We start from the raw sequence: 1196 nt of genomic DNA, 5'->3' as shown, positions 1-1196 counted from the left end.
ATGAGATACGAAAGGAAAAGCACGGTCATAACAACGAATCTTATCTTTTCAGATTGGATAAAGACCTTTCATGATACGGCTCTGACAATGGCTCTATTGGACAGGATAACACACAACGCGATTATCTTGAACATGAACGGAGAAAGTTACAGAAGGAGGCAAGGAGTAAAGAAATAACTGAGGTGGATCACTTTTAATGGGCGCAGTGGATCAATTTTTGCTTGACTTTATACAAAAAGAGCCCACCGGCAACCCGATAGGTCTCTTTCAAGTTGAATTGGGTTGAGAAGATTAATCAACACAAATTATAACATAAAATTAAGGATCCTCGCATGGAGGATCCTCTTTATTAAGGGAGAAAAAGCATAAAAATGGATAGTATAAATAGAGCGTTTCACAACTTAGACGCAAAAGGTGAGAAAATTGTTCGGAAGGCGGGATGCATACGCATAAAGTAAGGGGATGGAGGCAAAAACAGTATTATATGCGAAATATATAGTGAGAAATATTCGCATAAGAGATCTTATCCCATCCCAATCTCTTTACCCTCTATGTACACTTCATTCTTCTGTTATAATTCTAAAGTCTCTGTCAGGATCATATCCAAAATATCTAAGTACTTGTTTTGTAAGATTAACTAAATAGTTTGCGTTTAAACCACGTAAATTAACATATATGTAATCTTCCCCACTACTTATACTTTCATATTGTTCAAACTCTTGGTGATCTTTTGAGAAACGTCTGCTTAATTGTGTTATATCATTATTGTTATTTTGGTTTAATACAATTTCACAAACTCTCAAAAGAACGTCCTTCCAATATATACTCGTGTAGAATAATAATTAAAGAACCTTGAAACCTAAATCAGATTCTGCGTAGAAAGCTAGTCTTATACTTAAGCCCCTGAGCTTGTGTTTAGATTTAGCTTCCTCCACAAACATGATTTAGAGTAATGACCTCAAAAGGTCGGACTTATAACGAGTGTATGAAAGGGAGGAATTTGTATGGTATATGTTGGTGTAGATATCTCTGCTGAGAAATTCGATGCCGCTTTTTACTATCCACAGAATGATAAGTATGTTGTCCTAACCTTTAGACAGTCTCAAAACGGCTTTAAGAAATTCTTGGACAAATTGAACAATCTTCATGACGATTTTTCAATTGCCATGGAATCGACCGGCACATATAGCAATAGC

Annotated in this window: 3 protein-coding genes; 2 read left to right on the top strand and 1 reads right to left on the bottom strand. The window is 35.8% G+C overall.

What is annotated here, in order from left to right; genetic code table 11:
• A complete protein-coding gene (locus ACP5NR_RS08735; protein WP_428006362.1) occupies nt 1-177 on the top strand; it encodes an ATP-binding protein in 177 nt (58 codons plus the stop codon).
• 383 nt (nt 178-560) lie between these two features.
• Here ACP5NR_RS08735 and ACP5NR_RS08730 read toward each other — a convergent pair whose 3' ends face one another.
• Nucleotides 561-803 carry a hypothetical protein gene (locus ACP5NR_RS08730; RefSeq protein WP_428006361.1) on the bottom strand — a complete coding sequence of 81 codons (243 nt, stop codon included), beginning with the start codon at nt 801-803 and terminating at the stop codon, nt 561-563.
• Nucleotides 804-1004: 201 nt separating this feature from the next.
• On the opposite strand from ACP5NR_RS08730, the gene ACP5NR_RS08725 reads away from it, so the two are divergent.
• Nucleotides 1005-1196, top strand: a 192-nt coding sequence (locus ACP5NR_RS08725; RefSeq protein WP_428006360.1) for an IS110 family transposase, incomplete at its 3' end; no start/stop codon positions are given.

This window comes from Athalassotoga sp. (assembly GCF_049965695.1).
In the GTDB taxonomy this organism is placed as follows: Bacteria; Thermotogota; Thermotogae; order Mesoaciditogales; family Mesoaciditogaceae; genus Athalassotoga.
This window is presented reverse-complemented; position numbering and strand designations above follow the sequence as displayed.